The sequence below is a fragment of the Staphylococcus caprae genome (assembly GCF_002902725.1).
Lineage (GTDB): Bacteria > Bacillota > Bacilli > Staphylococcales > Staphylococcaceae > Staphylococcus > Staphylococcus caprae.
In genome coordinates this window covers 23254-31280 of record NZ_PPRT01000068.1, presented here as the reverse complement: position 1 = coordinate 31280, position 8027 = coordinate 23254, and the positions used below count along the sequence as shown (strand labels likewise).

Genomic DNA, 8027 nt, shown 5'->3' with positions numbered 1-8027 from the left:
AAATTAATATATCGAAAAACATAAATCAATTTATTTGATAAAATAGTTATAGATTAAATTAACTTAAAAGGAGTGATTAAAATAGTTCTACTTTTCAAAAGCATAATCATGTTAGCAGTAACCTATTTATTCAAATTAACTCCCCCAACACAACGTAACAAAACGTATGGATTTCGAACTAGAAAAGCTTTACGTAATGACGAAAGTTGGGCAAAAGCTCAAAAATTATTCACATTATATAGTTTCCAAATTTATAAGAAAGTGATATTCATTGCGTTACCTTGGACCATTCTTGATATTTACTTAATTATCAATTTAAGTCAATTAGAATATTGGCTGATTATTTCAATCATTGTAGAAACCATTGTTGTTTCAATTCTGTTGTATTGGTTAGTTTTCAAGGTGAATAGAAATATCTAAATTTAAGGGAGAGGGACAGAAATATAATTTAGCAAAATTATATTCGTTGTCCCACCCCGGCAAGGATGGCTAGGATTAAAAGAAGCTTGATATAAGCGCACTTTTAATTCAGACATCTACTGCCAATATGTTAGAGATGGCTGAGACAATTAATTATGTCCTAGCCTCATTAAATATATTTTAAATGTTGCCTTTAGGTTTAAACTTCCACTAATTTACGAACCACTCTATCGCTGTTTTGATCGCTTTGTCCCAATATGCGTAATTATGTTCGCCAGGACTTTCTTCAAATGTATATGGGATTCCCTTTTCATCTAAATAATGAATAAACTCTAAATTATCCTGATATAAGAAATCTTCAGTTCCACACATAATAAGCAATTCAGGAATATCAGCATTCGACGCTATAGCTCGATTGAGGAGGTAATATGTATCTAATTCTGTTCCTGTAATATCGGTATTCTCTCCTGTGATAGATTTGGCGGAAAAGTCTATCCAATCTATATCAATAAGATGTTGTGCTTGAAATACTGCAGATAATGGTGCTGCTTTGGAAAACTTATGGGGTTGAGTCAGCGCAAACTTAATTGTACCGTACCCTCCCATGGAATGACCTGCAATAAAGTTGTCTTCACGTTTCTTTGAAAGTGGTAAAATCTGATGCACGTAGTCGTATATTTCTAAAATATAATCATAATAACTATGGCCGTATGCCATATTAGCATATGCACTGTGATCTACATTCGGCATAATAATAGCGAGTTGATGTTCATTGGCATATCGTTCAATACTCGTATATCTAATATACGTCGTTTCATCACTTGACAAACCATGTAAAAGTAAAAGTGTTTTAAGTTGTTTAGGAGAATTGGAGCTATCAAAGTATGTTGTGTCCTCCGGTAAGATGACTGTTAAATTTTGATGCATTCCTATTGTCGGTGAACTATAATTTAATGTCATTAAAGCCATATGCTTCACTCCTTAATTCATATTCTTCTTTATTTTACCTTACTTTTCTTTATTTCACAGAAAAACCCGAGCACTAAGGCCCGGGTCTAAATCAAATATTTAGTGTTCATCTTTTCTATTTCTACGTTTGTTTCCGAAGAAGAATAAAGAACCTAATAAGGCTAACAATCCTCCAAATAATGTACCGTTATGTGTACTATCATCATTACCAGTATCTGGTAAACCTTTCTCTTTAGCATGATGGCTGTGATGATTTGTTTCATGATGTGTTGGTGTTGAGTAATCTTGATGAGATGGTGTACCTGGTGTCTCATGGTGAGAGTCGGAATCGCTATCTGAATCTGAGTCACTATCTGAATTTGAGTCGCTATCTGAATCTGAGTCACTGTCTGAATCTGAGTCACTGTCTGAATCAGAATCGCTGTCGGAGTCGGAATCGCTATCTGAATCTGAGTCACTGTCGGAGTCGGAATCACTATCTGAATCTGAGTCGCTATCTGAGTCGGAATCGCTATCTGAATCGGAGTCACTGTCTGAATCTGAATCACAATCGGAGTCGGAGCCACAATCTGAGTCGGAACCGCAGTCGGAATCTGAATCACAGTCGGAGTCTGAGCCACAATCTGAGTCGGAACCACAATCTGAGTCGGAACCACAATCTGAGTCTGAGCCACAATCTGAGTCTGAACCACAGTCGGAATCTGAATCACAGTCGGAGTCTGAGCCACAGTCTGAGTCTGAGCCACTATCCGAATCGGAGTCGCTATCTGAATCTGAGTCACTATCAGAGTCGGAGTCACTGTCTGAGTCAGAATCGCTGTCTGAATCCGAGTCGCTGTCTGAATCTGAGTCACTGTCTGAATCTGAGTCACTATCAGAGTCGGAGTCGCTATCTGAGTCGGAATCGCTATCTGAATCGGAGTCACTGTCTGAATCGGAATCACTGTCTGAATCGGAATCGCTGTCTGAGTCTGAGTCTGAATCACTGCCGACCACTAAATCCCCATCAGCTGAACCATCTGTTGGTTTAACTATATTTTCGTTATCCCAGTAGAACTGTCTTCTCACGCCACTTGCAGTATCATTCGTTTCTGAAACTCTAGTCTTAACATTTTGGCCGCTCTTACTATCATATTTACCTTCAACTTCGATAATATAAGCGCCATCAATATGACCAAATTGAATGTTAACAGAGTTATCACTATTGTAAGTAATCCATCCATTAAAATTATTTGTGACATCTACTAAGTTTGAACTATTAGTATCGTTATAATAACTCTCACTCAATTGACTTGCGTCTTTCACTTGGTAAATTTTGAATTTTGTATTTTTATCAATAATTGTACTTGATTTACTTTGATCAGTTTGATAACCCTGAATACGCACATTTGAATTATATAATGTATTTTCCATAGGATTAACATAAATCTTTTGCTTAAAGTCTTCACTGCCTGAATGCAAATCGATATCTGTTATAAACGAACTAATATTTGGTCCATAAGCGTCTTTTATACCTTGGTACGGTGAATCGTAGCTAATATTTAAAGTCTCAGTGTAATTCTTATCAGCTATATTAAATGTACTACTATAGTTACCACTATGAGGCGTATTCTTTCTATCTGTGAAAATTGGCAACTTGAAGTTCCCTTTAATATTATTTCTGTCATTAACGAAATTCGTAAAAGTATATTTTACCGTCTTACTATTTACATCATAAATACCATTAGCTACCACATCTCCATTGGCATTTGTTAATGGCTTAACCTTCATTTGATTATTAAGTTTCTCATAATTTACGTCACCATTAACAGTAACACGTTGTGGATATTTAACAGTAAAATAATCGCCTTCTTTAATCTTTCCATTCACGCTAAATGATGCATTTAAATCTGAATAGCCACTATGGTTAGGGTCAAAAGACTTTTTCGACACATTAAAACTATCAACATTTATTTTATCGTTAACGTTAGAACCTTGTTGTTCTGAATTCGCTTCATTTGTTGCAGCTCTACTTACAGGCTGTGCAAATCTTGAAACTGTTCTAGGTGTAGCTTGAACTTGTATTGCATTCTTTTCATTCGCTTGATCATCTATCGGTGAGTTGGATAACGAATGATGTCGAGTATTAGAATTGTTTAATCCATTAACTTTATTAACTGACTTTTGAGCTGATTGGTTACGAGTTGAAGCACTATCTTGAAGGCTATAAGTTTGTGTAGCCTGCTCTTGAGGTGAAATACGTTTTGAACTTTGCGATGTTTGTGACTGTGAATTTTGTTTTACTGATGCTTGCAGTTCAGGGTTTTGGGCTTTAGTTGTTTGAACTGTATGCTCAGTTTCTTTCGCGTTATGATTTGTTGATTGTTTATTCGCTTGTTCTACATCTTCATCTCGAGAAACTTTATGAGTATTTTTTGTTGTTTGATTGTTTGTTGTTAATGTTTCTTGATTTGAATTATTATTTTTTACTTCTTGTTGCTTTTCTGTTGTGTTATCAGTTGATTGGGCGTCACCTGATAAATCTTTAGCATTGCGTGTGTGATTTTGCATTACTTCTTTAGACGTTTCAGTCGAAGTTTTCTCTGCTGATTGGGCATCATTGTTTTGGGCTTTTAATGATGTGCCAACTTCATCTGACTGATTATCTAGTTGTTGGACGTTATGGTTGTTTTGTGTGGTATGAGTCTTTTTTTGAGTATCTCCTAGCTGTCCAACTGGGCTACTATTCGAAGCTTCCTCATTGTTTGAAGTGAGTGAAGCAGTGTCGGTAGAATGCTCAGCCGCTTTTGCTTCATGATCAACTCCAAAAATTATTGTTGCACCAACTAAAATTGATGCCGTTCCTACTGTAAATCTTCTAATGGAATACTTGTTATGCCTGTTAGGCACGAAATCCATCCTTTTTCTCAAAATACATCACTTCCTAAAAAAATTTGTGATTTTAATTTAATCACAAGATAAAGAATACTACATTTCTCGATTATATAAAAGAGTTAATTTAAAAATTAATGATAATCTTTATATGAAATGCAATTGTTTTTGGTTGTATGTTTTAATATTTAATTATAATTTGATTTATGTAGTGTATACATATATTATTAAATAGGTATTAATTTCTTTTTAAATATAAAAGCACTAGTCAGAATTATTTCGCTAGAAAGTAATTCAACTAATGCTTTAATAGAATATATATTTAATTTAGAGTGTGTTTTAACTAGAATGGCAAAATGAAAATTTCTTCAAATCGAAATTTCAAATTTAAAATTCGTCTTTATAATTCTTTGCTGATCAACCAATTTTTATTACTTTTAAATAGAACTTTATCTTCTCGAAGCTCATTAATAATATGTCCTGTTGTTTCTCGAGATATGCCTGCCATATCACTTAACAGTTGTATTGTCATAAATTGTTTTATTTCGTAGAATTCTTCATTATCGTATCCGACAGTGTGGCATAGATAACGTAAAATCTTAGTCACGCGTTCTTTCGCAAGCTTGCTGGTTAACGCCATATTATATTCAATGTGCTGACATTGGGTTTCACTCAGTAATTCAAATAACCTTACGAAGATATCTTCATGCGTTTTGCACAGGTATTCAATTAAATCACGAGGAATGCCTATGACTTCACAATCCGTCAAAGCCGTACACATTTCATTTGGCACCTTATCTTGAAATAAGTTATTCAACGGGAACAGCACTTTTTCTCTATTTAAATAACGATACATGTCGCCATTTAAATTAAAATTCTCTCTCATGATATTTCCTTGTAATAATAAATAAACGTGTGTCGTTTCGTCTGATGAAAAGTAAATCACTTGTCCCTTACTATAATGCCTAACAAAACACTGGCTTTTAAACGGAAGTAAAACGCCAACAGGTATATGAATATAAGACGCAAGTTGTTTGAAACTTTCATCAAGTTCATTTTCTCTACAAAAAATTTGATTTCCAGCCATAACATAAACTCCTTACTACCTAAAGCTATTGAAAGGGAGAACGCTATACATCTTTCAAATATGAAGTTGGCGTTAAAGTGTCAAAGAAACGCCACTTCATAGATGTTTATTGATTAAGGGGAGGGGGCCATCGTTCTTATGGTTCCAATAGCTTGATTATTCAACATTTATTTGTGAATATGTGTACCCGCTTGCTTGTCGAACGCATGATAAGCATTTTCTAAATTAGTGATAATTGCTTCTTTATCATTTCCACTTTCAACAAATTCAATTGCCGCTTCAATCTTCGGCAACATCGAACCTTCAGCGAACTTACCTTCTTTCGCATAACGTTTTAAAGTTTCAATATCAATGTCTGTTAACTTTTCTTCATTTGGTTCTTTAAAATTAATATACACGTGTTCTACATTTGTTAGTATCATCAACGTATCTGCGTCAATGAGGGCTGCTAATTTTTCACTAGCAAAGTCTTTATCAATAACCGCTTCGACACCTTCATATGTGTGTTCACTCTTCACAACTGGCACACCCCCACCGCCACAAGCGATGATAATATTTTTCTGTTCGACAAGTGTGCTAATTAATTGGTGTTCTAGAATAGAAATTGGTAATGGTGAGGCAACAACCTTTCTATATCCTCGACCTGCAGAATCTGCTTTATAAATCGCTTCAGGTTGTGCTTCTTTTAAAGCGTGCATTTCTTCCTCAGTATAAAACGGACCAATCGGTTTTGTTGGGCGGTTTAATCGAGGATCATCTTTATCAACCTCTACACGAGTAATAATTGTTCCAACTGCTCGATCGCTACCAATTTCTGATAATGCTCGATTAATTTCGGTCTCTAACCAATAGCCTATCATACCTTGCGTCATAGACCCACACACATCGAGTGGCATAGCAGGAGTCTGTGCGCTGTCTGATTTAGATTGTTGAATGAGTAAATTGCCTATTTGAGGTCCATTACCATGTGAAATCACGATATCTTTATTTGATTGAAATAAAGGTTTAAGTGATTGCATAGTCATGTGAATCGCCCGTCGTTGTGCTTCTGCTGAACCTTCAGATGTCTGAATCGCATTACCGCCTAATGCGATGACAATTTTTTTATTCATAACTCATCGCTCCTTTATCTAGAATACATTAATCGCGCCGCTACATAGTCGAACTAGTCCCACAATTGCTAGAACTATGATGATTGCGAAGAAGATATAATCTACGCGTGTTAAACGTCTTCGGTTGTTTTTCTGAACGATTGAATAAACGATAAGCCCTGGAATATAAAGCAACATCGTTAATAATAAATAGTCAAATCCTGCTGCATAGACTAACCATATTGCGTAAACAGATGCGAGTATACCAATTGTCCATTGTTTTGGTGTCGCATGTTGTTTATGTTCAATTGTATATTTAACTTGATAAAATGCGCTAAACATGTATGGATAAAGAATGGCACTTGATGCTAGTGAAAATGCGAATTGGTACGCGCTATCCGTGAACAACATACTAATCAAGAAGATTTGAACTAATATGTTCGTGATTAATAACGCATTCACAGGTGCGCCGTTTTCATTTTCCTTAGCAAACCATTTAGGGAATAACCCATCTTTCGCAACGATAAATGGCAATTCACCAGCGAGTAATGTCCAACCTAACCAGGCACCTAATACTGAGATAATTAAGCCAATGTTAACTAGTGTTGAACCCCAGTCGCCGACAATGTATGAAAGTACGTGTGCCATAGACGGTGCTTCCAATTTAGAGATATGGTTCTGAATGATGACACCTTGGGCAAGTACAGTTAATAAGAAATATATGAGTAATACTGAAATTAATCCTATCACTGTAGCAGTACCTACATCTTTCTTACGTTTAGCACGACTTGAGAAGACGACGGCACCTTCTATTCCGATGAATACCCATACGGTTACAAGCATTGTACTTTTTACTTGAGACATTGTGTTTCCAAAGCTAAATGGTAACGCACCGTGTGCATTCATGCCGAAAAACCCTTCTTTGAAAGTATCAAAATTAAAGGCAACTAACATACAAATGACAACGAGTAGAATAGGTATTAACTTCGCAACGGTTACAATACTATTAATAAATGCCGCAGTTTCTACACCTTTTAATATAAGGAAGTGAACACCCCATAATAAAATTGAGGCAACAAGTATACTTGGGAATGTGTTACCACCTTTGAAAATTGGGAAGAAGTTCCCTACTGAAGACATCAATAGTGTTGCGTAAGCGACGTTGCCTAAAAATGCAGAGAACCAATATCCCCATGCACTGGCAAAACCTATAAAGTCCCCAAATCCAGCTTGTGCATAACTATAAATACCACCATCGAGATCAGGACGTTCATTCGTTAGATTTTGAAATACAAAAGCTAATGAAATCATGCCTATAGCTGTAATAATCCATCCAATAATAATTGCGAGACCACCGGCTTGGCCACCCATATCAGACATGAGGTTGAATGCACCGCCACCAATCATTGATCCTATAACGAGACCTATCAATGATGATTGACTTAACTTATTTTCTCCTGATTCGCTCATATTCATTTCTCCTTTAGAAGTAGGGACACATAGATGTACGCTATTTAATGCATCGTTTCGTTGGGAGTGGTTTGGGAAATTAGCGTATATCTATCGTCCCTGTTATAGTAATTTGATTT

General features: G+C 35.7%; 6 protein-coding genes. 1 reads left to right on the top strand and 5 read right to left on the bottom strand.

What is annotated here, in order from left to right; all coding sequences use genetic code 11:
• Positions 1 to 108: 108 nt before the first annotated feature.
• The gene (locus CD155_RS10995; protein WP_115177449.1) at positions 109 to 420 is read left to right on the top strand and encodes an SdpI family protein; all 312 of its coding nucleotides are present in this window, start codon (positions 109 to 111) and stop codon (positions 418 to 420) included.
• 210 nt (positions 421 to 630) lie between these two features.
• Here CD155_RS10995 and CD155_RS10990 read toward each other — a convergent pair whose 3' ends face one another.
• The 5 genes from CD155_RS10990 to arcD all read right to left on the bottom strand — a co-directional run bounded on the left by CD155_RS10990 (position 631) and on the right by arcD (position 7908).
• Positions 631 to 1389, bottom strand: a complete 759-nt coding sequence (locus tag CD155_RS10990) for an alpha/beta hydrolase (RefSeq protein ID WP_103213355.1) — start codon at positions 1387 to 1389, stop codon at positions 631 to 633.
• Between the two features lie 99 nt (positions 1390 to 1488).
• Positions 1489 to 4287 carry a fibrinogen-binding adhesin SdrG C-terminal domain-containing protein gene (locus CD155_RS10985; protein ID WP_103213354.1) on the bottom strand — a complete coding sequence of 933 codons (2799 nt, stop codon included), beginning with the start codon at positions 4285 to 4287 and terminating at the stop codon, positions 1489 to 1491.
• Between the two features lie 373 nt (positions 4288 to 4660).
• Positions 4661 to 5347: a Crp/Fnr family transcriptional regulator gene (locus CD155_RS10980; RefSeq protein ID WP_002444611.1), complete on the bottom strand. Its 687-nt coding sequence runs from the start codon at positions 5345 to 5347 to the stop codon at positions 4661 to 4663.
• Positions 5348 to 5514: 167 nt separating this feature from the next.
• Positions 5515 to 6459 (bottom strand): carbamate kinase, encoded by a 945-nt coding sequence (arcC, locus tag CD155_RS10975; protein ID WP_103213353.1) that lies wholly within the window; start codon positions 6457 to 6459, stop codon positions 5515 to 5517.
• Positions 6460 to 6477: 18 nt separating this feature from the next.
• Positions 6478 to 7908: an arginine-ornithine antiporter gene (gene arcD, locus CD155_RS10970; RefSeq protein WP_037541725.1), complete on the bottom strand. Its 1431-nt coding sequence runs from the start codon at positions 7906 to 7908 to the stop codon at positions 6478 to 6480.
• Between the last annotated feature and the right edge of the window lie 119 nt (positions 7909 to 8027).

Excerpts from the sequence above, each read along its gene's own strand:
- CD155_RS10995 (WP_115177449.1), top strand. The coding sequence starts at position 109 with ATGTTAGCAGTAACCTATTTATTCAAATTAACTCCCCCAACACAACGT.
- CD155_RS10990 (WP_103213355.1), bottom strand. The coding sequence starts at position 1,389 with ATGGCTTTAATGACATTAAATTATAGTTCACCGACAATAGGAATGCAT.
- CD155_RS10985 (WP_103213354.1), bottom strand. The coding sequence starts at position 4,287 with ATGGATTTCGTGCCTAACAGGCATAACAAGTATTCCATTAGAAGATTT.
- CD155_RS10980 (WP_002444611.1), bottom strand. The coding sequence starts at position 5,347 with ATGGCTGGAAATCAAATTTTTTGTAGAGAAAATGAACTTGATGAAAGT.
- arcC (WP_103213353.1), bottom strand. The coding sequence starts at position 6,459 with ATGAATAAAAAAATTGTCATCGCATTAGGCGGTAATGCGATTCAGACA.
- arcD (WP_037541725.1), bottom strand. The coding sequence starts at position 7,908 with ATGAGCGAATCAGGAGAAAATAAGTTAAGTCAATCATCATTGATAGGT.